Annotated in this window: 19 protein-coding genes and 1 pseudogene; 6 read left to right on the forward strand and 14 right to left on the reverse strand. The window is 64.0% G+C overall.

Annotated features, from left to right (window positions below; all coding sequences use genetic code 11):
* Nucleotides 1-15: 15 nt before the first annotated feature.
* Together AC0ZT5_RS21950 and AC0ZT5_RS21955 are read left to right on the forward strand one after the other, a co-directional pair.
* Nucleotides 16-1,896, forward strand: a complete 1,881-nt coding sequence (locus AC0ZT5_RS21950; RefSeq protein WP_488498146.1) for an ABCB family ABC transporter ATP-binding protein/permease — start codon at nt 16-18, stop codon at nt 1,894-1,896.
* Between the two features lie 130 nt (nt 1,897-2,026).
* The gene (locus AC0ZT5_RS21955; protein WP_477287310.1) at nt 2,027-2,374 is read left to right on the forward strand and encodes an antibiotic biosynthesis monooxygenase family protein; all 348 of its coding nucleotides are present in this window, start codon (nt 2,027-2,029) and stop codon (nt 2,372-2,374) included.
* Nucleotides 2,375-2,379: 5 nt separating this feature from the next.
* Here the strand turns inward: AC0ZT5_RS21955 and AC0ZT5_RS21960 are convergent, their stop codons facing one another.
* A complete protein-coding gene (locus AC0ZT5_RS21960) occupies nt 2,380-3,243 on the reverse strand; it encodes an SMP-30/gluconolactonase/LRE family protein (RefSeq protein WP_488498147.1) in 864 nt (287 codons plus the stop codon).
* 113 nt (nt 3,244-3,356) lie between these two features.
* On the reverse strand, nt 3,357-4,073 hold the full coding sequence (locus tag AC0ZT5_RS21965; protein WP_488498148.1) for a lysozyme inhibitor LprI family protein: 717 nt from the start codon (nt 4,071-4,073) through the stop codon (nt 3,357-3,359).
* A gap of 188 nt (nt 4,074-4,261) precedes the next feature.
* On the opposite strand from AC0ZT5_RS21965, the gene AC0ZT5_RS21970 reads away from it, so the two are divergent.
* Together AC0ZT5_RS21970 and AC0ZT5_RS21975 are read left to right on the forward strand one after the other, a co-directional pair.
* Nucleotides 4,262-4,960 (forward strand): phosphatidylserine decarboxylase, encoded by a 699-nt coding sequence (locus tag AC0ZT5_RS21970; protein ID WP_457151123.1) that lies wholly within the window; start codon nt 4,262-4,264, stop codon nt 4,958-4,960.
* 3 nt (nt 4,961-4,963) lie between these two features.
* Nucleotides 4,964-5,782 (forward strand): CDP-alcohol phosphatidyltransferase family protein, encoded by an 819-nt coding sequence (locus AC0ZT5_RS21975; RefSeq protein ID WP_095086458.1) that lies wholly within the window; start codon nt 4,964-4,966, stop codon nt 5,780-5,782.
* Between the two features lie 63 nt (nt 5,783-5,845).
* Here AC0ZT5_RS21975 and AC0ZT5_RS21980 read toward each other — a convergent pair whose 3' ends face one another.
* Both AC0ZT5_RS21980 and AC0ZT5_RS21985 read right to left on the reverse strand, forming a co-directional pair.
* The gene (locus tag AC0ZT5_RS21980) at nt 5,846-8,068 is read right to left on the reverse strand and encodes an AMP-binding protein (protein ID WP_488498149.1); all 2,223 of its coding nucleotides are present in this window, start codon (nt 8,066-8,068) and stop codon (nt 5,846-5,848) included.
* A gap of 176 nt (nt 8,069-8,244) precedes the next feature.
* Nucleotides 8,245-8,652, reverse strand: coding sequence for a tautomerase family protein (locus AC0ZT5_RS21985; RefSeq protein ID WP_488498150.1), 408 nt, complete (start codon nt 8,650-8,652; stop codon nt 8,245-8,247).
* Between the two features lie 112 nt (nt 8,653-8,764).
* On the opposite strand from AC0ZT5_RS21985, the gene AC0ZT5_RS21990 reads away from it, so the two are divergent.
* Complete coding sequence (locus AC0ZT5_RS21990; protein ID WP_488498151.1) at nt 8,765-9,628, forward strand: LysR substrate-binding domain-containing protein; 864 nt, start codon at nt 8,765-8,767, stop codon at nt 9,626-9,628.
* Nucleotides 9,629-9,789: 161 nt separating this feature from the next.
* On the opposite strand, the gene AC0ZT5_RS21995 is transcribed toward AC0ZT5_RS21990, so the two are convergent.
* Together AC0ZT5_RS21995 and AC0ZT5_RS22000 are read right to left on the reverse strand one after the other, a co-directional pair.
* On the reverse strand, nt 9,790-10,698 hold the full coding sequence (locus tag AC0ZT5_RS21995) for a DMT family transporter (protein ID WP_488498152.1): 909 nt from the start codon (nt 10,696-10,698) through the stop codon (nt 9,790-9,792).
* A gap of 60 nt (nt 10,699-10,758) precedes the next feature.
* Nucleotides 10,759-11,647, reverse strand: a pseudogene (locus tag AC0ZT5_RS22000) (DMT family transporter).
* 225 nt (nt 11,648-11,872) lie between these two features.
* Here AC0ZT5_RS22000 and AC0ZT5_RS22005 point away from each other — a divergent pair.
* On the forward strand, nt 11,873-12,379 hold the full coding sequence (locus AC0ZT5_RS22005) for an OsmC family protein (protein WP_488498153.1): 507 nt from the start codon (nt 11,873-11,875) through the stop codon (nt 12,377-12,379).
* 19 nt (nt 12,380-12,398) lie between these two features.
* Here AC0ZT5_RS22005 and AC0ZT5_RS22010 read toward each other — a convergent pair whose 3' ends face one another.
* The 8 genes from AC0ZT5_RS22010 to AC0ZT5_RS22045 form a co-directional block, all read right to left on the reverse strand.
* The gene (locus tag AC0ZT5_RS22010) at nt 12,399-12,617 is read right to left on the reverse strand and encodes a hypothetical protein (RefSeq protein WP_184871167.1); all 219 of its coding nucleotides are present in this window, start codon (nt 12,615-12,617) and stop codon (nt 12,399-12,401) included.
* A 171-nt stretch (nt 12,618-12,788) separates the two neighbouring features.
* The gene (locus tag AC0ZT5_RS22015) at nt 12,789-13,418 is read right to left on the reverse strand and encodes a hypothetical protein (protein WP_488498154.1); all 630 of its coding nucleotides are present in this window, start codon (nt 13,416-13,418) and stop codon (nt 12,789-12,791) included.
* Between the two features lie 79 nt (nt 13,419-13,497).
* Nucleotides 13,498-14,238, reverse strand: coding sequence for an SDR family NAD(P)-dependent oxidoreductase (locus AC0ZT5_RS22020; RefSeq protein ID WP_488498155.1), 741 nt, complete (start codon nt 14,236-14,238; stop codon nt 13,498-13,500).
* Nucleotides 14,239-14,287: 49 nt separating this feature from the next.
* On the reverse strand, nt 14,288-15,757 hold the full coding sequence (gene purF / locus AC0ZT5_RS22025) for an amidophosphoribosyltransferase (RefSeq protein WP_095086431.1): 1,470 nt from the start codon (nt 15,755-15,757) through the stop codon (nt 14,288-14,290).
* A gap of 105 nt (nt 15,758-15,862) precedes the next feature.
* Entirely contained in the window at nt 15,863-16,531 is a 669-nt protein-coding gene (locus tag AC0ZT5_RS22030; protein WP_184871164.1) for a CvpA family protein, read from the reverse strand.
* An 85-nt stretch (nt 16,532-16,616) separates the two neighbouring features.
* Entirely contained in the window at nt 16,617-18,020 is a 1,404-nt protein-coding gene (gene radA / locus AC0ZT5_RS22035) for a DNA repair protein RadA (RefSeq protein ID WP_488498156.1), read from the reverse strand.
* Nucleotides 18,021-18,251: 231 nt separating this feature from the next.
* Nucleotides 18,252-19,742: a replicative DNA helicase gene (locus tag AC0ZT5_RS22040; RefSeq protein ID WP_095086422.1), complete on the reverse strand. Its 1,491-nt coding sequence runs from the start codon at nt 19,740-19,742 to the stop codon at nt 18,252-18,254.
* A 220-nt stretch (nt 19,743-19,962) separates the two neighbouring features.
* Nucleotides 19,963-20,931 (reverse strand): small ribosomal subunit Rsm22 family protein, encoded by a 969-nt coding sequence (locus AC0ZT5_RS22045; protein WP_488498157.1) that lies wholly within the window; start codon nt 20,929-20,931, stop codon nt 19,963-19,965.
* Nucleotide 20,932: the final 1 nt, after the last annotated feature.

A 20,932-nucleotide genomic window follows, 5' to 3' on the forward strand; every position in this document is an offset into this window, starting at 1 on the left:
AAGAAGGCACCAGAAATGGCCGAAAAAACCGTCTCCGACTCCTCGACCTTCAAGACGCTGCTCAATCTGTGGCCTTACATGTGGCCGGCGGATCGCGCCGATCTCCGGGCACGGGTCACCTGGGCAACGCTTCTCTTGGTTGTCGCCAAGCTGACGCTGGTCGCCGGTCCCTATTTCTTCAAATGGGCGACCGACGCGCTGGCCGGCGACGCCAAGTCCGTGCCGCCGCTGCCGACTTTTCTGCTGGCGCCCGTCATGCTGGTCGTCGCCTACAACGTCGTGCGACTGGTGCAGCTTGGTTTCAACCAGCTGCGCGACGCACTGTTTGCCCGCGTCGGCCAGTACGCGGTGCGCCAGCTCGCCTTCCGCACCTTCGTCCATATGCATGAACTGTCGCTGCGCTTTCACTTGGAGCGGCGCACCGGCGGCCTGTCGCGCATCATCGAGCGCGGCACCAAGGGCATCGAGACGATTGTCCGTTTCATCATGCTCAACACGGCGCCGACCATCCTCGAATTCGCGCTGACCACCGGCATCTTCGCCTACACCTATGGCTGGAAATACGTCGTCGTCGTCGCGGTCACCGTCTGGGTCTATGTCTGGTTCACGGTGCGGGCGAGCGACTGGCGCATCGGCATCCGTCGCGACATGAACGACAGCGACACTGACGCCAACACCAAGGCGATCGACTCGCTGCTCAACTACGAGACGGTCAAATATTTCAACAATGAAGGCATGGAGGCGGAGCGCTTTGACCGCTCCATGGCGCGCTACGAGATCGCCGCGACGCGTATCTGGACTTCACTCGGCTGGCTGAACTTCGGCCAGGGCATCATCTTCGGTCTCGGTACCGTGATCGTCATGTGCATGTCGGCGCTCGAAGTGCAGGCGGGCACGCAGACGGTCGGCGATTTCGTCTTCATCAACGCGATGCTGATGCAGCTGTCGGTGCCGCTCAATTTCATCGGCTTCATCTACCGCGAAATCCGCCAGGGGCTGACCGATATCGAGCAGATGTTCGACCTTTTGGATGTACCGCAGGAGATCGTCGACAAGCCGGATGCCAGGCCACTCGCCGTCAGCGCAGGCAAGGTCGAGTTCCGCGACGTGCATTTCTCCTATGACCCGAACCGCAAGATCCTGAAGGGCATCAGCTTCGCGGTGCCGGCCGGCAAGACGGTCGCCATCGTCGGGCCATCGGGCGCCGGCAAGTCGACCATCTCCAGGCTGCTGTTCCGCTTCTACGACGTCCAGGGCGGCCAGGTGCTGATCGATGGTCAGGATATCAGGGACGTGACGCAGGAGAGCCTGCGCGGGGCGATCGGCATGGTGCCGCAGGACACGGTGCTGTTCAACGACACCATCGCCTACAACATCCGCTATGGCCGCATCGGCGCCAGCGAGGAGGACATGCGCAAGGCGGCCGAACTCGCCCAGATCGGCCCGTTCATCGAGCGGCTGCCCGATGGCTACAAGTCGATGGTTGGCGAGCGCGGGTTAAAACTCTCCGGCGGCGAGAAGCAGCGCGTGGCGATCGCCCGCACCATTTTGAAAGCACCACCGATCCTGATGCTGGATGAAGCGACATCGGCGCTCGACAGCCACACCGAGCAGGAGATCCAGGCTGCGCTCGACCTGGTCAGCCGTGGCCGCACCACCATCGTCATCGCCCACCGGCTGTCGACGGTGATTTCCGCCGACGAAATCATCGTGCTGCAGGATGGCCGGATCGCCGAGCGCGGCACCCATGCCGAGCTGATGCGCAAGCACGGCCTCTACGCCTCGATGTGGGACCGCCAGCGCGAAGCGACCGAAGCCGAGGAGCGGCTGCGCATCGCCCGCGAGGGCGACGAGCTTGGCGTTATCGTCCGCCGCCGCACGTCGGAGGTGTCATAGCGTTTTTCCTTCTCCCCCAGGGGAGAAGGAAGACGTGTCGAAAAAATCCGCTTGACCTCAACTTTGATTGAGATTGTAGGCCGTTCTTGGAGCCCGCAAACACCAACATCCAAGAACGGAATGATCGAAAATGAGCAAGATAAATCAGAGTGCTGATGGCGGCAGCGTGTTCAGGGTGGACAAGTTCGTCGTCCCGGCCGCCGCCCGCGAAGAGATACTCGCCAAGGTCAAGGCAACGCATGAGGTGCTGCGCCGGCAGGATGGCTTCGTGCAGGATTTCCTGCTCGAGCAATTCTCTGGCCCGGGCGAATTCAACCTGGTCACGATCGTCGAATGGGAGAGCCAGTCGGTCGTCGACCGCGTCGTGCCGATCGTCACGGCCGAGCATGCGCGTGCCGGTTTCAATCCGCAGGAGACGATCGCCCGGCTCGGCGTGCGAGCCGACATCGCCAACTATCAGCGGATCCCCGGGTTGTAAGGCCTCTACGGCCAGCCGACACCAGGTGCCGGCGCTTCAACGCTGAGCACCTGGCCGGTGCGGGCATCGCTGATCATGTGCTCGAAGCCGCGCCATTCGGCGGCGGCGATGAACAGCGTTTTCAGGTCCGCACCGCCCAGCATGCAGGCAAAGCAGCCGCGATCGACATTGACGGTCTGCAGCACCTCACCGCCTTCGAGCACCCGCACGCAGTGCTTGTTGGGAACGTCCGCGTACCAGGCCGCCCCTTCGGCATCGAGGCAGATGCCGTCGGGAAAACCATTGAGGTCGGCCCAGACGCGGCGGTTGGCGAGGCTGCCGTCCGCGGCGATGTCGAAGGCGGTCAGCCGGTTGGCGTGCGATTCGGCGACGATCAGCGTCTTGTTGTCCGGCGTCACCGCCATGCCGTTGGCGAAAGCAATATTTTCCGCCACTTGCCGGACCGCGCCGTCTGGCGTGACCAGCACGACGGTACCTGGGCCGAAATACTGGCCGGGAGCCGGCGCCGGGCCGCCGCCATTGACATAGATGTTGCCGCGCCCGTCGACGACGATCTCGTTCCACGGGCTTTTCGACAGGCCTCGCAAATCCGCGTGGGTAACCAGTGAACCGTCCGATTCCCTGCGCAAGAGCAACCCCTCGCGACCTGAGACGACGAGCAGGCGACCGTCCGGCAGCCAGTCTATGGAGTAGGGCAACACAGCCGGCACGGTGAGCACGATCTCGCGGCTGCCGTCGGCATCGACGGCGATGATCTCGCCGGTCCCCCAGTTGCAGAGCCACAGGCGTCCGTCATGCCAGCGCGGCGATTCCCCGAAGGCGAGGCCTTCCGTCACGACACGAGCTTTGTTGCCAGATGATGCCTGCATGATCGGGAGCCTCCGTTGCACGCGTCATCGGCCCTTGCGGGCGGAATGAAGCGCTGTCTCACCAAGGACGGGCGAGCGGACGGATCCCCGACAGCAGCCCTACTGTTTTTCGCTCAGGAAGAACGTTCCATCGGCATGGCCGTTGGCGCCGCATGTTGGCGGTTCCGAAATGCCGTCCTGCCGCTCTCCTCGACGACGAGCGCATCGCCATCGCGGCGGAAGGTGAAAACAAAGCCGGCCGGCCTGTCGTTATCGTCGGTATCGACCAACCGCAATTCCTTATGTGCCTTGACCGTGCCGCCGATTTCGCACGAACCACTGCCGGAGATAGGATTGGCGACCTCTTCCGACACGTCGAGCTTGCCAGCGCCAGCCGCCTTGATCTCGACCGTGCCGCGAACGCTGCTCCATGTGCCGATGAAACCGGTATCCTTGGGCTTGCGGATACCGGCGAGGAAGGCCACGCGGTCGCACAGGAATTCGCCGAGATCGAAATTCTGCCGATCCTTGGGTGTGTTCTCGTTGAAGCCGGCGATCTGGTCGCGATACGCAATGAAATCGCTTTGGTCGTCCCGCAAGGCCTTGCCGGCGTGAGGATCGAGCGTCTTCAGCACCGCCGCGTAGGTTTTCGCCACGTCTGCATCGGCCTGCGCCAGGGCAGGGTCGGCGCAGATGGCCTTTTCCGTCGCGCTGGCGGCCTTGGCGCAGTCGAAGGATGGCCTGGCTCGCGCCATGGCGCTCCCGCTCGACGCCAGCAGGGCGACCAGAACCACACCGATTTCAGCCCATCGCCTGGAATCAAGGCTGGCCCCGTTCAGGTGTTGGATCATGGGCAGTCGGTCTTTCTCTGGGCTGCGAAACGGCGATGGCCTGAATTCTGGTGGCAACGATGCCGACAGGCAAGCGCATGACGGCTCCTGCCAGTTGGGGCCAATGCGGCCTTGCCGATTGTTGCGTTGCGGTGAATTGGGCTTTCGGCTATTGAGGCCGGACTTGAAACGGAGCCTGCCCCAGCCCGATGAGCCTTGTCGATACGGTCAAGAACGCGTTCGTACCGATCCATCGCGAAGGCTATCCCTTCATCGCGGCCTTTGGCGCGGCGACGCTTTTCCTTGGCTATTTCTCATCGATCCTGTTTTGGGTCGGCCTTATCCTGACCGCCTGGTGCGTCTATTTCTTCCGTGATCCCGAGCGCGTCACGCCGGTCGACGACCGCCTGGTGGTTAGCCCCGCCGACGGTATCATCTCGGCGGTCGGACCAGCCGTGCCGCCGCGCGAACTTGGCCTCGGCAATGTCGAGATGACCCGCATCTCGGTGTTTATGAACGTCTTTTCCTGCCATGTGAACCGCGCCCCGGTGCGCGGCCGCATAGCCAAGATCGAGCACCGGCCGGGCAAATTCCTTAATGCGGAACTCGACAAGGCTAGCACCGAGAACGAGCGCAACGGCCTGGTCATCGACAGCCCCAACGGCACGGTCGCGGCCGTCCAGATCGCCGGCCTGGTGGCGCGCCGCATCGTCTGCTGGGCCGAGGCCGGCGGCTCGATCGCCATCGGCGAGCGTTTCGGCCTGATCCGCTTCGGCTCCCGCGTCGACGTGTTCCTGCCGCTCACCGCCACGCCGCGCGTTGCCGTCGGCCAGACGGCCGTCGGCGGCGAAACCGTGCTGGCCGAATTCGGCGGTGTCGCCGGCACTCCCCTCGTGCGGATTTCCTGACCGGTGGGCACGCAATACAAAAAGTTCGAAGCCCATGCCAGCGGTGGCCCGCGCATCCGCGAAATCCCGATGCGCATGGTGCTGCCCAACCTCGTCACCGTGCTGGCCATCTGTGCCGGCCTGTCCGGCATCCGTTTCGGTTTTGAGGGCCGTTTTGAGCCGGCAGTGGTGATGGTGCTGCTCGCGGCCTTCCTCGACGGCATTGACGGCCGGCTGGCGCGGATGCTGAAGGCGACCTCCAAGTTTGGCGCGCAGATGGATTCGCTGGCCGACATCGTAAACTTCGGTGTTGCGCCCGCCCTGGTGCTCTATGCCTTCCTGCTCGACCGCGCCGGATCGCCGGGCTGGATCGCAGCACTTCTGTTCGCCATCGCCTGCGGGCTCAGGCTTGCCCGCTTCAACGTGCTCGACGACGAGAAGGCCGAGCGCCCCGTGTGGCAGTCCGAATATTTCGTCGGCGTGCCGGCGCCGGCGGGCGCCGTGCTGGTGATGCTGCCGCTCTATCTCTATTTCCTGCGCACAGGGCTGGAGCCCAGTCGCCCGGCTGCCTTCGTCGCCACCGGTTTCACCATCTTGGTTGCCTTCCTGCTGGTCAGCCGGCTGCCGGTCTATTCCGGCAAGAGCTTGAGAGTGCCAGGCGACAAGGTGCTGCCGATCATCCTTGGCGTCGTGCTCTACGTGCTGCTGCTGATGACCTATCCCTGGTACACGCTGACCGCCTCGGTCGCCGGTTATCTGCTCTTCCTGCCGTTCAGCGTGCGCGCCTATTCGAAGCGCGCCAAGCAGGAGGGCGAGAAAGTGCCGCCTTCGGACATCGGGTAGGGTTGCTCGAAGCCCGCTCCGCATTCGTCATCCTGGGTCCCTGCGCTCCGCTTTGCATCTGCTTCAGGCCGCCACACCGAGCCCCAGCTTGTCGATCGCCAGCTTTCTCGTCGACACATAGTCGGTTTTGCCGGAACCCAGCACCGGGATTTCCTCGACCTTGATGATGTCGTTCGGCACCATCAATTCGGCGGCGCCTGCCTGCTTGCCGAATTTGCGCAACTCGTCGGGATTGGCATCGTCGGCGGTGGTGACCAGCACGATGCGCTCGCCGCGCCTCTTGTCCGGCACCGCCACCGCCGCATGGCGTTCTTCCGGCCACAGCGACTGCACCAGCATCTCGACAGCACCCAGCGACACCATCTCGCCGGCGATCTTGGCGAAGCGCTTGGCGCGGCCGCGAATGGTGATGAAGCCTTCGCGGTCGACGGCGACGATGTCGCCGGTGTCGTGCCAGCCGGTCAGCGGCTGCAGCTCACCGGGGCGATCGGCAGTCATGTAGCCCATCATCAGGTTCGGTCCGTCGAGCCACAACTGGCCGGCGTCGGAGATGCCTTCGACCGGCTCCAGCTTCATGCGCATCGCCGGCAGCAGCCGGCCGACCGTGCCGTCGCGGCCATGGATCGCGGTGTTAACGGCAACCACGGGTGCGGCTTCCGTCAGCCCAAAACCTTCGATGATCTCGGCTTGGAAGCGTTCGCGATAGACGCGGCGGGTTTCCGGCTTCACAGCCTCGGCGCCGGCGACGACGAAACGCAGGCTGGAAAAATCGCCGTCCTTGGCGGTGCGCGCATAGTTGGCGAGGAACGTGTCGGTGCCGAACATGATGGTCGGTTTCACCTTGCGCGCGACCTCGGGGATGATCTTGTAGTGCAGCGGCGAGGGGTAGAGGAACAGTTTTACCCCGGTGACCAGCGGCAGGATGGTGCCGCCCGTCAGGCCGAAGGAATGGAACACCGGCAGCACGTTGAGCAGGATGTCGGCGGGCGAGATGGTGATGCGCGCCTCGGCCTGCATGGCGTTGGCAAGCAGGTTCTTGTGCGACAGCACCACTGCCTTCGGTGTGCCTTCCGACCCCGAGGTAAACAGGATCACCGCAGGCTTGGCTGCATCCTGCCGCTGCAGCGGACAGCGCCACAGCAAGGCCGCGGCAAGCTTGTCGAGCGCGGTGACGTCTTCCCGCACATCCTCCAGCCAAAGCAGCTTGGCGCCGCCGTTCTCGACCGCCGCGACGATATCGGCGAGGTCGGCCTTCTCGACGAAGGCACGGGAGGAGACGACCGTGCGGATCACCGCCGTGCGCACAGCTGCGATGACGCTGGCCGGGCCGGCGGTGTAGTTGATCATTGCCGCCACCCGGCCGCCAGAGAGCAGGCCGACAAACGACAGCACCACGCCATTGGCGTTGGGCAGCAGCAGGCCGACCGCTTCGCCCGGTGCCGTCACCGCCTCGAACCGGCGGCCAAGGACGCGAGCGCCGATGAACATCTTGCGGTAGCTCAGCGTGCCGGAGATGACGTCCTCGATGATCGGGTGCGAGGCGCCGACACAGGCAGCGGCGTCGCGCATCGCCAGGAACACGCCACGATCGAGGTCGGCGCCGAAAAGCCGGGCCTCGGCGACACGGTCGAACAGCGCGTTGGTGTTCGAGGCCTGGTCCGGGTTGCGCGCGGCCAGTTCGGCGATCGTCATCGGTTCCAGCACGCTGATCGACAGCCGCGGAAACCAGTGCCGCGGCGCCTTGTCCGCCGGCGTCAGCGACACCGGCAGACTGCGCGCGCCGGCGACGAAGATCGGCACGATCTTGGCGTCGGCCTGCATGGCGATGCGGGTGACGGCGCGAAACAGCCGAAACGTCTTGATGTCGGGCTCGACAGCGTCCGGCAGATAGACGGCGAGCCGTCCCTTGCCTTTCAGAACGCGCACCAGCCGGCGGCTGACGAAGAGGTGTTCGGCGTTGAAGGCGATGGTGCGGCCAAGCTCGCGCCATGGTTCGAGCCATGGCGACCGCGCCGAGACCTCGTCGAGTATGTGCAGCGTGTCGTCCGGCAGCAGCGACAGCATCAACGCCGGTTCGAAACGCGATTGATGCGAGATGACGTAGATGACGGGGGCCTGCGCCTTGCGGGCGATCCTGATGCGATCGTCGCTGACACGGTAGGCGAGCTTGAACGGCACATAGAGCAGTGCCTGGGTGAAACGCAGGCCGAGGCGGAATTTCTCCACCACGCCGATCAGCAGCCAGGCAAGAACAAGACCCGCAACCAACGCCAGTGTCAGGATCATGCCGCGTCTCTCCCAACGATCTTAGCATCGCGGCTCTTTGCGACCGCTTCGGGGCAGAGCGTAGCGGAATGGAGGGCAAGGTCAATGTCGAGGCGCAGCGCACTCTTCCTTCCCCCTAGATGGGGAGATGCCCGGCAGGGCAGAGGGGGCGCTGTCCCTTCCCCTGTCGATATTCCTTACGCCGCCTTCAACCGCCCGCTGATGAAGCGGAACTCCTGCGTCTTGCCGCCATAGCCATAGGCGGCGGCCGGCACTTCATGCACGAACGCATAGCTTTCCTCGTGCACGCCGCCCAGCAGGCGGCCGAAGGCGTCGAAAATCGCCTTCAGATAGGCCTCCAGCTCGAGCTTGGTGTTGGTGCCGTCGACCACCTTGATATCGAGCCAGAACGTGTTGGTGCCATGCTTGGCCAGTGACTTGCCGCCGGCGAACCAGTGCTGCGGATCGATGTAGGAAACGGAAACCGCGGTGATCGTCGGATCCTTGCGCAGCTGCGTGGCGGTGATCTCGGTGATTTCGCCGGCGATCCTGGCGGACAGCGCGGCATCAGGCTTGCCGGTGACGCTGACGTTGATGATGGGCATTTTTCTTCTCCTGGTTTGAGCGGCGTCCGATCGCCGATGGAAGGACCATGCCACCATCATCGAATCAAAAAAATAGAATTGTTTTTAATGGAAGGTTCGATATTATCGAAGTATGGAAACGCTCGATCCCGATCTGCTCAGGACTTTTCTCGCTTTCGTCGACAGCGGCTCGCTGGCGCAGGCGGCATCGAGCGTCGGCCGTTCGCCCTCGGCGGTCACAGCGCAGATGCAGCGGCTCGAGGAAATCGTCGGCGAGGCGCTCCTGGCGCCGCAGGGCCGGGGCCGAGGCCTGACGCCGGCCGGCGAGGATCTCGTCGGCCATGCAAGGCGCATCCTTGCCGCTCACCGCGAGGCATGGTTGGCCTTGAAGGGCGCGCGTGCTGCCGGGCGCGTTGCTATCGGGACGACGCAGGATTTTGCCGACAGCGGTTTACCAGAGCTGCTGCGAGCCTTCGCCGTCAGCCATCCGCGCGTCAGGATCGAATTGCGTGTCGGCCGCTCCGCCGAACTGGTGCAAGCGATGCAATCCGGCGGGCTCGATCTGGCAATCGTCATGCGCCAGGTGGCAACGCCGGACGAAGTCGGCGTGCTGCGCGAGCCGATGATATGGCTGTGTTCGCAAAAAGGGCTGGCCTCGCGCCAGGAAGAATTGCCGCTGGCATTGCTCGATCCGTATTGCGGCTTTCGCGAAGCCGCACTTGCCGCACTCGATGCGGCCGGCCGCCGCTATCGCATCGCCGCAGGCAGCGCCAGCCTGGCCGGTCTACGCACGGCGGTGAATGCGGGTGTTGCGCTGACGCTGCGCACGGCGCGCTTTGCCCATTCCGGCATTGTCGAGGCGCCGCGCGAAATTGGTCTGCCGCAGGTTCCAATGGCGGAGTTTGCGATACGGCTGCGCGCCGGTACCGATGGTCCGGCAGCCGATCTGGCGGCACTGTTCAGTGGCAATTTGGCTCTACCCGGGCTCCTTGGCTGAATCGATAAGATCCGATCTCGCTGCGGAAACGCCCAAGAAAAAGCCGACCTTACGGTCGGCTTGGGAGTAGGACGGGCCGAGGGGTTTGGGGGGACTTGGGGGTGGCCCGTCACACCAACAATGCATGAGCCGGATGATGGTTCCGTGACTTTGTAACTTTTTTACGAAATATTTGACGCCAGGCGTTGCGAGCGGGCCATCAGCCAGTCCCGGCCCGCATGGGCGAACACCGCGCACAACACGATGGCGCCGCCGATCATGCTGGAGGCTGGTGCGATCTCGCCCAGGAACAGGAACGCAAACAGGATCGCGAACGGCACTTCGGCCGAGCCGAGCAGACCGGATTCGGCCGCCGGAATGAGCCGCGCACCTTCCGTCCACAGGATCGAGGACAGCGCAAAACATGAGCCGAAGGTGGCAAGCAGCACCGCGTCGCGTGGCGTGACCGCCAGCGGATCGGTGACGAACCAGCCAAGCACGAACAAGAGGAAGGCCGAAACCGCGCCGGCCCACACCACCGGCGTGTCTCGGAAGGCACGCACCATGATCATGTAGAGCGCGCTGCCGATGGTCATAAGCAGCGCCAACCCGTCCCCGAACAGATGACCGGTGCCGAACCCGGACCAGACCATGATCGCCACTCCGCACAGCGAGACGCCGGCGGCGACCATCGTCTGCAGGCGAAACGGCTCGCGCGTCAGAACCCAGGCCAGCAGCGCTGTGACGAAAGGCGCGGTCGCATAGATGATCGCGACATTGGCGACGAAGGTGAACTTGAAGGCCGAGATGAAGGCGATGCTGGCAAGTGCACCTTCCACCGCCAGCAGCCAGCCGCGCCAGCCGAGGCGCAACGTTTTGCGGTTGCCGGAGCGATGGCGGCGCCACAGCACATAGAGGCTGATCAGGATCGAGCCGACAAAGCCGCGCCAGCAGGTGATGGTCAGCGGATCGGCATGGATCGACTTGGTCAGCACCCCGGTCAGGCCGAACACCGCCGCCGATGACGACACCAGCAGGATACCCAGCGTGCGCTCAGTGGTGCTGTCCCTCGGGGCTGCAATGTCACTCATGCCGCCAGCCTACGCCGTTGCGTCCTGACATCGTAGCGTCAGCAGTGACGGCGAACCACATCATAGCCGCTTGCGGAAATGCTCGGTGCCGACAATCAGCAGCCCGGCGGCGATGATAAGGGCGGCGCCGAAGAACACTTCACGGCGCGGCACGTCGCCCCAGATCGCAAAGCCGAGCGCGAACGCCCACAACAGCGAGGTGTATTCGAGGGGTGCGAGAATCGAAGCCGGCGTTCGCTTCATGCCTTCGAACAGAAGATATTGCGCAAACCCACCGAGCGCGCCGACGCTGGCAAGGAGCAGCAACTGGGCCCAGTCCGGCGTTTGCCACCAGAGCAGCGCCGGTCCCGCCGAAAAGAGCAGGAAGTAGAAGTTGTTGAGGAGAAGCTGGATCATCGAACGCTCGGCAAGCGCGGTCTTGCGCAGGAGCACGATGGCTATGCCCCACAAAAAGGCCGCCGCCAGCACCAGCAGCACCGGCACGGACAGGCCGAGATGGGTCGGGTCGCAAGCGACGAAGACGCCTGCGTAAGCCGATCAGCACCGCAAACCAGCGCAGCATCGGCACCTTTTCGCCCAGCATCACCACCGAAAGCACGGTGACGATGATCGGTGCCGCGTAGTAGACGGTGGTCAGTTCTGCAAGCTGAAGGCTGCGCGCGGCATTGTAGTAACAAAGCCAGGCGGCGAGTGTGAAGGCGCTGCGCACCAGCATCGGCCGCACGATTGGCGAGCGCACCGTGTCCGCAAACAGCCGTTGGCCGCCGATCGCCGCGTAGGCGCCAAGAATAGTGATGCTGCGGAAGAACATGATCTGCCAGACCGTCATACCGGTGACCAGCAGCTTGATCGAGGCATCCTGCGTCGAAAACAGGAAATAGGCCGCACCTGTCAGCAGGATTCCGGCGAGAACCCTTTCGCGTGTTTCGAGAATGGCGACGTCGGCCATAAGGCGCGGGACCAGTGTTGCAGGGGGCGACAAAAATGCTGTGTGGAGCGACGCGAGGGGAAGTCTCCCGTAGCAAAAGCTATACGGGCGAAAGTCGGCGCAGCGCTACGCCAGCCCTAAGCTTGCGTTGGGGCAGGGGATGGCGACCTTGCTTCCAGAAGGCAATCGGCACTTATATCTGACAAAGCCACGCCGCTGGCCGGCCACGAGAGCGAAGGAACGGAAATGGATGCGACCGAACTGAAGGCGAAGCAGGCGCCACTGAAGCAGGCCTATCGCGACGACGCTGCGCAGGCGCTGATCACGCTTCGCGCCAAAGGGTCGATCGACGACCAGTCGGTTGCCTGCAAGGTGGAGACGGGCAGGGCGATCGCGATCGCCGGATTGCATCCGGCAACCGGTGGCTCGGGGCTCGAACTCTGCTCGGGTGACATGCTGCTGGAGGCGCTGGTGGCCTGTGCCGGGGTGACGCTGAAGGCGGTGGCGACGGCGCTGGAGTTCAAGCTGGGCGCTGCCACGGTGGAAGCCGAAGGCGACCTCGATTTTCGCGGCACGCTCGGTGTCGCCAAGGATGCGCCGGTCGGCTTTCGCGCCATCCGGCTCAATTTCGATCTCGATACCGATGAGCCAAAGGAGCGGATAGATTCGCTGCTGAAGCTGACCGAGCGCTATTGTGTGGTGTTCCAGACCATCAACCAAAAGCCGGAGCTTACGGTGAGCGCACGGCGCTGAAACGCCGTGCGCCGGATGCTTACTGCGCCGCCGGCTGCTCGGCGTCGCCCTCGTCGGTGAAAGGCGAGGCGCTCGGCACGCATTGCACTGACCAGCCGGTCGGTGTCGGCTGCTTCTGATATTCGGTGATGGCGGCGGTGCATTGTTCGCGCTTGTCGAAGGTGCTGGGCAGCACGACCATGCCGCCCTGCGGGCCGGCGATTACCAGATACCAGACCAACGCTACAGTCGAAGCCATGGGGAATTTCCTTGTTCTGCCCAATTGGGGCGCTTGTTGCGGGAGTCGCTGCGATCCTATCAACTCCGCCGAAATGACGAAAGCATGACCGCCGCGCAGCCTTACCCCATGACATCACAGCCGCGTGATGTCATGGCGGATTCAAGCCCCCAATTTTGAACCCAAGCGGGCTTAGTTGGTGGCAAAACAATAGAACAGGCCGTCACCGCCGGTGCCCTTCAGCGCCTCCTGGCTACAGCCGCCACGCGAGGCATGCGAGGAGTTCCAGGATTTGGCAGCCGCCGAATCGTCGAGGCCAGTGCGGTCGTGATGGCCCATCATCGCGGCACCTTCTGCCCCGCTCATCGTCCAGTCGCCGCAGGTCTGGTCGGCGATCTTCGTGCCATCGGGTTTGGAGCCGGTCAGCATGTCGTGGCGGTTTGGCTTGTCGCCACGACCGTTGACCACTTCGCCCTTCTCGTTCAGAGCCGTCTGCTTGGTGATGCCATTAGCGTCGCCGTGCAATGAGGCGACATCGTCGGCGATCTTCACACCCTTGGCGTTCACCCACGGCCCCTTGCCGATGCGGTCGCGCGCGTCGGTATCGCTGGTCGACAGATAGGCGGCCCAGCTCTTGCCGGTGACGCCGGCGGCTTCCGCCAGCGAGGCGCAATGCGCGTCTGCACCCTTGAGGCCGCCGAGGTCGGCACCCTTGCCGGAGCCAACGCTGGTGACGAAGAAGCTCATCTTTGCGTCTTGCGAATAGGCGGCGCCCGCGGCCGCGATCAGGGTGGCCGCGGTGGCGAGAAGCAGTCTGCGCATGGTGGTCCTCCGTTCAGGTTTCGAATGTTTGACATTCGAAGAACGTCGGCGGTGCCGAGAATCTTCCGACAAAAAGCAGCTATTCCGGCTGGCGATAGGCGACAAAGCGGTTGTACTTGGCCTGGAAGATCAGTCCGGTCTCCTTCAGGTCCGGGCTCGCCAGCGGCACGATAAGTTTGGCGACCTCCGAAGGGTGAGGCAGTGTTGCCGGATCCTCGCCGGGCACAGCCTGGGCGCGCATCGCAGTGCGGGTAGGGCCTGGGTCGGCCGCGTTGACCCTGAGCGGCAGGCTTTGCGTCTCGTGCGCCCAGGAGCGCATCATCGTCTCGACCGCCGCTTTGGACGCCGCGTAGGGCGCCCAGAAGGCGCGCGCCGAGTGGGCCGAATTCGCGGACAGCAAAATGGCGCGGCCGGCGTCGGAGAGTCGCAGCAGCGGATCGACCGAGCGGATCAGCCGCCATGTCGAGGTGACGTTGATGGTCATCACCTTCTCGAACGTTTTCGCCTCGACATGGCCGATCGGCGAGATGACGCCGAGCACGCCGGCATTGGCGACGAGAATGTCGAGCTTGCCCCAGCGTTCGTGGATGGCGCCGCCCAGCCGGTCGATGCCGGCCATGTCGGCGAGGTCGAGCGGCACCAGCGTCGCCTGTCCGCCGGCCGCCTTGATCTGGTCGTCGAGCTCTTCCAGCCCGCCGACGGTACGCGCTACCGCGATCACATGCGCGCCGGCTGCAGCCAGTTCCTTGGCGATGAAATAGCCGATGCCGCGCGAGGCGCCGGTGACGACCGCAACGCGGCCGGTAAGGTCGAGGGTCATGCTATGGATTCCGGGAATTTGACTAACGCGGATAACGGGTGCGGCAATCCTACGACCCGCTCGTCGCCAGCAGCGACAGCGTGCGCACATTGTCGTGGCCTTCGAAGTCGAGCAGGCGGGTCGGATACTGGCCGGTGAAACAGGCATCGCAGAACTGCGGCTGGTCGTTGTCGCGGCTGGCCTCGCCGACGGCGCGATAGAGGCCATCGATGGTGAGGAAGCCGAGCGAATCGACCCGGATGAACTCGGCCATTTCTTCCACCGACATCCGCGATGCCAGAAGCTTCGATTTTTCCGGCGTGTCGACACCGTAGAAGCAGGAAGCGCGCGTCGGCGGCGAGGCGATGCGCATATGCACTTCCCTGGCGCCGGCATCGCGCACCATCTGCACGATCTTCTGGCTGGTGGTGCCGCGCACGATGCTGTCGTCGACCAGCACGACGCGCTTGCCCTCGATCATGCGGCGGTTGGCGTTGTGCTTTAGCTTGACGCCCATGTGGCGGATCGAATCGCCGGGCTGGATGAAGGTCCGGCCGACATAGTGGTTGCGGATGATGCCGAGTTCGAAGGGAATACCGGCGGCTTGCGAAAAGCCGATCGCCGCCGGCGTGCCGGAATCGGGAACCGGCACGACGATGTCGGCCTCGACCGGGCTTTCCTGCGCCAGTTCGGCGCCGATGCGCTTGCGCACCTCATAGACGTTGCGGCCCTCGACCGAGGAATCCGGTCGGGCAAAGTAGACATATTCGAAGATGCAGAAGCGGGTCTTCTGCGGCTCGAACGGGAACAGGCTTTCAATGCCCTTCGACGTGACGACGACCATCTCGCCGGGCTTGAGATCGCGCACGAAACGCGCGCCGATGATGTCGAGCGCGCAGGTTTCCGACGCCAGGATCCAGGCGCCGTCGAGATCGCCGAGCACCAGCGGCCGAATGCCGAGCGGATCGCGGCAGCCGATCATCTTCTTGGATGTCATCGCAACCAGCGAGAAGGCGCCCTCGACCTGGCGCACCGCGTCGATGAAACGCGAGTTCAAATCGCGCTCCTTGCTCGTGGCGACGAGGTGCAACAGCGTCTCGGTATCGGAGGTGGAGGAGAAGATCGCGCCCTGCTTCTGCAGCGCCCGCTGCACGGTCATGGCATTGGTCAAATTGCCGTTATGGGCGACGGCAAAGCCGCCATCGGCCAGTTCCGCGAAGAAGGGTTGGATGTTGCGCATGCCGGCGCCGCCTGTCGTGGCGTAGCGCGTATGGCCGATGGCGCGGTTGCCTTGCAGGCTGTCGATGACGCGCTGCTTGGTGAAGGTATCGCCGATCAGGCCGACATGGCGTTCGACATGGAACTGGGTGCCGTCATAGGAAACGATCCCGGCCGCTTCCTGGCCGCGATGCTGCAGCGCATGTAGGCCAAGTGTGACGATGGCTGCCGCATCCTGCCGGCCGAAAATGCCGAACACGCCGCATTCGTCGTGGAAATGGTCGTCGGCCTCGGCGGAAAGCACGTCGTCTGCGTCTGCCATCTTAAGCTCCGCTAAAATCGCCATATAGTGCGGGTTCGCGTCGAAAGCAACGCGCACCGTGCAGCCGTTCACACCATCGTCAGTTTCCGGCGCCCGTTTCGGGCGTCAGTTTGCCGGTGCAGCCGGCGCTGGATTGGCCGGAGCGTTCTCCGCGGGCGGTGTTGCGGCGTCATCGTCGGGAGCGGGCGTGTTGGCATCCTCGCCACCTGCCGGGGCATCCGCCGCCGGTGCGTCCGGAGCAGCGGGCGTCTCAGCAGCCGGCTGATTCGGATTGAGCTTCTTGAGGATGGCGTTTTCCGGATCCTCGGGCAGCAGGCTTTCGAGCTTGGCGCCGATCTGCTCCAGCAAGGGCCGCGACTTGGCATCCGTGACCCAAGCCGGTGCCTTGGCGCCAGCCAGCCAGTTGAAGAACAGGAGCGCGACGGCAACGACCAGAATGCCGCGCGCCGCGCCGTAGAGAAAGCCGAGCGTGCGGTCGAGAGCGCCGATCCTGGAATCGATGATCCAGTCGGCGAGCTTCATTGTGATGACCGAGACGACGATCAGCGCGATGACGAAGACGATGCCGGCGGCGGCCGCCATGGCGATCTTTTCGTTGTCGATGTAAGGCTTGAGGTAAGGCAGCACCGGCTTGTAGAAGAAGAACGCCGCCGCTGCCGCCGCTGCCCAGGAGACGACGGACAGGATTTCGCGTGAGAAGCCGCGAACCATGGCGAGCATCGCCGAGACCAGGGTGAAGCCGACGAGAATTCCGTCAAGCAGCGTAATCGGCATGTCTTTCACCCCACTCCATGAGCCGCATTATAGCGCGGAGCATCGGATTTTCCCAAAACCGGTTCCCAGTTTTGGGTCCGATGCTCTAGTCTTGCTCGTCCACGCGGCTTCGGCGTGTGCCGGCTATGCGTGCCACGAGGTCGGCAAGCTCGGTCGGCTGGAAAGCGCCGGCCCCGATCCCCCCGGCAAGTTCCTCGCTGCCCAAGGGCAGAACCGCGCTTCCAAAACCCAGCTTTTCGGCTTCCTTGAGGCGCTGTTGCGCATGCGCAACCGGCCTCACGGCGCCCGAAAGGCTGATTTCGCCGAAATAGACGCAATCGGCGGGAAGGGCAAGACCGGTGAGCGAGGAAACCAGGGCCGCCGCCACCGCCAGATCGGCCGCGGGCTCCGAAATGCGATAGCCGCCGGCGACGTTGAGATAGACATCGTGGCTGCCGAAGCGCACGCCGCAATGGGCTTCCAGGACCGCAAGGATCATCGACAGCCGGGCGCCGTCCCAGCCGACGACCGCGCGGCGCGGTGTGCCGAGCGAGGAGGGGGCGACCAGCGCCTGGATCTCCACCAGCACAGGCCTTGTGCCCTCCATGCCGGCGAAAACCGCTGCACCCGGTGATTTCGCGTGGCGCTCGCCGAGAAAAAGTTCGGACGGGTTGGCGACCTCGCGCAGGCCCTTGTCCGACATTTCGAAGACGCCGATCTCGTCGGTCGGCCCAAAACGGTTCTTCACCGTACGCAGGATGCGGAAATGGTGACCGCCTTCGCCCTCGAAATAGAGCACGGCGTCGACCATATGCTCGACGACGCGCGGCCCGGCGATCTGGCCTTCCTTGGTGACATGGCCGACCAGGACGATCGCCGCACCGGTGGATTTCGCATAGCGGATCATCGCCTGGGCGGCAGCGCGCACCTGGGTGACGGTGCCAGGCGCTGAATCGGCAAGGTCTGTCCACAGCGTCTGGATCGAATCGAGGATCACCAGGTCCGGCCGCTTGCCGTCGGCGATGGTGGCGAGGATGTCCTCGACATTGGTCTCGGCGGCAAGCTCCACCGGGGCTGCGGCAACACCGAGCCGCTGCGCCCGCAACCTGATCTGCGCGACGGCCTCTTCGCCCGAGACATAGACGATGCGGTGGCCTTTAGACGCGAGTGCTGCGGCGGCCTGGGTGAGCAGCGTCGATTTGCCGATGCCGGGATCGCCGCCGACCAGCAGCGCCGAGCCGCGCACAAAACCGCCGCCGGTGGCGCGATCGAGTTCGCCGATGCCCGAGATGATGCGCGGCGCGTCCTCGATGTCGCCCGACAGCGTTGTCAGCACCACCGCGCGGCCCTTGCGAGCGTTGCGCGTATTGGCCGGTCCGGAGCCGATGCCGCCGGACGTGCCTTCCTCGACCAGCGTGTTCCACTCGCCGCAGGCATCGCATTTGCCGGCCCAGCGCTGGTGCACCGAACCGCAATTCTGGCAGATGAACTGAACGCGCGATTTGGCCATCAGATGGATGCTGCTTGGAAGTAGTCGGGAGTTGGCGATCCTGCCCACCCCCCTCTGTCCTGCCGGACATCTCCCCCGCAAGGGGGGAGATTGGATGTCATCACCGTCTTCGCCAATCGCCCAGGTTGAAGAGAGGGCGCCGCAAATGAAACTGCAGATCTCCCCCCTTGCGGGGGAGATGTCCGGCAGGACAGAGGGGGGTGTGACGGAATGCGAGGGTAGATCAAAAACTCACTCGAATCTTTCCGGCAAATGATGCTCTTCGGCGAGGTCGGAGAAGCGGGTGAATTCGCCCTGGAAGGCAAGGCTGACGGTGCCGGTCGGTCCATGGCGCTGCTTGGCGATGATCACTTCGGCCTTTCCCTGGACCTCGACCATCTTTGTTTCCCAGGCGAGGTGCTCGGGCGTGCCTTTCTCGGGCTCCTTGTTTTTGATGTAGTATTCCTCGCGGTACACAAACAGCACCACGTCGGCGTCCTGCTCGATCGAACCCGATTCGCGCAAGTCGGACAGCTGAGGATGCTTGTCGTCGCGGCTTTCGACCTGACGCGAGAGCTGTGAGAGCGCGATGATCGGCACGCCAAGCTCCTTGCCAAGCGCCTTCAGTCCGGTGGTGATCTCGGTGATTTCCTGGACGCGGTTCTGCGACGCCTTGGCGGACGAACCTTGCATGAGTTGGATATAGTCGATGACCATCAGATCCAGCCCGCGCTGGCGCTTGAGGCGGCGGGCGCGAGCCGCAAGCTGGGCAATCGAGATACCGCCCGTCTGGTCGATGTAGAGCGGGCGCTTGTGGTTCTCCTGCGTGTAGGCGACAAGCTTGCCGAAATCGGCTTCCGTGAGGTCGCCGCGCCTGATTTTCGACGATGGGATTTCGGTCTGCTCGGAAATGATGCGGGTGGCCAATTGCTCCGACGACATTTCGAGCGAGAAGAAGCCGACGACGCCGCCATTGGCCGCCTTGACGGAGCCGTCGGCCTGCTGGGCAGGCTCATAGGCGGCAGCGATGTTGTAGGCGATGTTGGTGGCCAGCGACGTCTTGCCCATGCCCGGGCGACCGGCGATGATGATCAAATCCGACGGCTGCAGGCCGCCCATGCGGTGGTCGAGATCGCGCAGGCCGGTGGCGATGCCGGACAGGTGACCGTCGCGCATATAGGCGGCACTGGCCATGTCGACGGCGTTCTTCAACGCATCGGAAAAACTCTCGAAGCCACCATCGTAGCGGCCGTTTTCGGCCAGTTCGAACAGCCGCCGCTCGGCATCCTCGATTTGTTCGGTGGGCGCCATGTCGACCGGCGCGTCATAGGCGATGTTGACCATGTCCTCGCCGACGGTGATCAGCGCGCGACGCGTCGCGAGGTCATAGATGGCGCGGCCATAGTCGGTGGCGTTGACGACGGTGACGGCTTCCACCGCCAGCCGCACGACATATTGCGCCATCGTCATGTCGCCGACCTTCTCGTCGGCCGGCAGGAAGGTTTTCAGCGTGATCGGCGTCGCCACCTTCCCCATGCGGATGAACTCTGACGCCACCTCATAGATCTTGCGGTGGAGCGGCTCGTAGAAATGGCCAGCCTTCAGGAAGTCCGAGACGCGGTAGAAGGCGTCGTTGTTGACCAGGATGGCGCCGAGCAGCGCCTGCTCGGCCTCGATGTTGTTTGGCGCTTCACGATAAAGCGGTGTTTCCGCGACGCCGAATTTTCGCGCTGCCTCTGCCATGATATCCCCGATTTCGATCCCGGCTCTTCGATACCAGAATGACAAAAGTCAGTGCTGACTTATCTGCAACAGTGCCGATGCCAACCAACATCAATGTTCGCTTGTTCACAGGAACAACAAATCGTCCACAGGACAGAATTCCCGTCCCCCGATTTCAGTTGACTCGGCAGAAGAACAATCTACAAGAAAAACAAGAACGAAGCAAGAACAATTGTGCCGGTCAAATCTCCAGAACGTCGCCCCAGTCCGACCGCCGCGCAACCTTGAACGTCTCGCCGTCGCGCTTGGTGAACAGCCTTTCGCCGGCACTGCCGTTGCTCTCGCAAAGTTTCAGCAACACCTTGCCGGATCCTGATTTTGGCGGCGCGATGACCCGTGCCTGAGGGGAAGGAGCAGGCTGTCGCGAAGCGGCGACATAGATGAACTTCTCGTCCTCCCACGGCACGTCGCCATCCTTGGCAAGCCGGTGCAGGCGCGAGCGGGCGACGCGGCGGGAAAAATGACACCAGTCGGGTGGGGCGAGCGGGCAGGGCGCCTGATGCGGGCAGGGCGCTAGCACATGTGCGCCCGCCTCGATCAGTTGCCGGCGCACAGCAAGGATGCGCTGCCATCCGGCCGGCGTGCCCGGCTCGACGACCAGCAGCGTATCGCTGGTGAGTTGCCACAGCCGACCGATGAGCTTTGGCCGAGACGCGGGGACAATTTCGTCGAGCACATAGGCGCAAGTGACCAGATCGGCCGGCTCGAGGTCGGCAAGGTCGATGGTGGCGTCGCCGGCCAGCCATCTGGTTCGGGCGGCAATCGCCCCGGCGGCAAGCGTTTCGCCGACCTTGCGCGCCGCGGCGCTGGCTTCGAACAGCACCGCCTGTTCGAGATCGGGCCACAAGTCGCTCGTGGCCCAAAGCACCGTACCAGGGCCGGCGCCGACATCGAGCAGGCTCTTGGGTTGAAGGCCGGGCCTGGCGTCGCCGAGCGCATCGAGGCTGGCGCGGACGGCGGCGTAGGTCGCCGGCAGCCGCGTCGCCAGGTAGGCTTGCACGGCCAGGTTTTCAGCCATATGCAGCCGACCATCGCGCAGTTCGGCGCGGTACCGGTCGGACAGCGTTTTTGCCGCCTGCTTGAGTGTCGCCAGCGGAACGTTCTCGAGCAGACGCTCGACACCCTGGCGAAGTGGGGCCGGTAACTCCATG

The sequence above is a fragment of the Mesorhizobium sp. CNPSo 4670 genome (assembly GCF_057784235.1).

Bases quoted from the DNA above. Each gene is read 5' to 3' on its own strand.
- AC0ZT5_RS21950 (WP_488498146.1), top strand. From the start codon at position 16: ATGGCCGAAAAAACCGTCTCCGACTCCTCGACCTTCAAGACGCTGCTC.
- AC0ZT5_RS21955 (WP_477287310.1), top strand. From the start codon at position 2,027: ATGAGCAAGATAAATCAGAGTGCTGATGGCGGCAGCGTGTTCAGGGTG.
- AC0ZT5_RS21960 (WP_488498147.1), bottom strand. From the start codon at position 3,243: ATGCAGGCATCATCTGGCAACAAAGCTCGTGTCGTGACGGAAGGCCTC.
- AC0ZT5_RS21965 (WP_488498148.1), bottom strand. From the start codon at position 4,073: ATGATCCAACACCTGAACGGGGCCAGCCTTGATTCCAGGCGATGGGCT.
- AC0ZT5_RS21970 (WP_457151123.1), top strand. From the start codon at position 4,262: ATGAGCCTTGTCGATACGGTCAAGAACGCGTTCGTACCGATCCATCGC.
- AC0ZT5_RS21980 (WP_488498149.1), bottom strand. From the start codon at position 8,068: ATGATCCTGACACTGGCGTTGGTTGCGGGTCTTGTTCTTGCCTGGCTG.
- AC0ZT5_RS21985 (WP_488498150.1), bottom strand. From the start codon at position 8,652: ATGCCCATCATCAACGTCAGCGTCACCGGCAAGCCTGATGCCGCGCTG.
- AC0ZT5_RS21990 (WP_488498151.1), top strand. From the start codon at position 8,765: ATGGAAACGCTCGATCCCGATCTGCTCAGGACTTTTCTCGCTTTCGTC.
- AC0ZT5_RS21995 (WP_488498152.1), bottom strand. From the start codon at position 10,698: ATGAGTGACATTGCAGCCCCGAGGGACAGCACCACTGAGCGCACGCTG.
- AC0ZT5_RS22005 (WP_488498153.1), top strand. From the start codon at position 11,873: ATGGATGCGACCGAACTGAAGGCGAAGCAGGCGCCACTGAAGCAGGCC.
- AC0ZT5_RS22010 (WP_184871167.1), bottom strand. From the start codon at position 12,617: ATGGCTTCGACTGTAGCGTTGGTCTGGTATCTGGTAATCGCCGGCCCG.
- AC0ZT5_RS22015 (WP_488498154.1), bottom strand. From the start codon at position 13,418: ATGCGCAGACTGCTTCTCGCCACCGCGGCCACCCTGATCGCGGCCGCG.
- AC0ZT5_RS22020 (WP_488498155.1), bottom strand. From the start codon at position 14,238: ATGACCCTCGACCTTACCGGCCGCGTTGCGGTCGTCACCGGCGCCTCG.
- purF (WP_095086431.1), bottom strand. From the start codon at position 15,757: ATGGCAGACGCAGACGACGTGCTTTCCGCCGAGGCCGACGACCATTTC.
- AC0ZT5_RS22030 (WP_184871164.1), bottom strand. From the start codon at position 16,531: ATGCCGATTACGCTGCTTGACGGAATTCTCGTCGGCTTCACCCTGGTC.
- radA (WP_488498156.1), bottom strand. From the start codon at position 18,020: ATGGCCAAATCGCGCGTTCAGTTCATCTGCCAGAATTGCGGTTCGGTG.
- AC0ZT5_RS22040 (WP_095086422.1), bottom strand. From the start codon at position 19,742: ATGGCAGAGGCAGCGCGAAAATTCGGCGTCGCGGAAACACCGCTTTAT.
- AC0ZT5_RS22045 (WP_488498157.1), bottom strand. From the start codon at position 20,931: ATGGAGTTACCGGCCCCACTTCGCCAGGGTGTCGAGCGTCTGCTCGAG.